1 pseudogene is annotated in these 233 nt (G+C 63.5%); it reads left to right on the plus strand.

Annotation, left to right across the window (positions count from 1 at the left end):
* Positions 1-233 (plus strand): annotated as a pseudogene (locus ACFZPT_RS27115) (histone deacetylase family protein); the annotation flags it as partial.

Raw genomic sequence — 233 nt, forward strand, 5'->3', positions numbered from 1 at the left:
GAGTCCAGCAACGCGAACTCGGCCCGGTGCATGAGCCCCACGACTTTGGCCTGGCACCCCTGGCACGCATTCATGACCCGGCCTACCAGGAATTCTTCAAAGGCGCGTGGGCACGCTGGGCCCTGACGGGTCAGGAGGGCGACTTGCTGCCCTACAACTGGCCCGCCCGCACGTTGCGCCAGGTAATGCACACCAGCGTGCACGGGCAATTGGGATATTACAGATTCGACGGA

It is taken from the genome of Pseudomonas sp. MD330_10 (assembly GCF_042610415.1).
Taxonomy (GTDB): Bacteria; Pseudomonadota; Gammaproteobacteria; order Pseudomonadales; family Pseudomonadaceae; genus Aquipseudomonas; species Aquipseudomonas rhodesiae.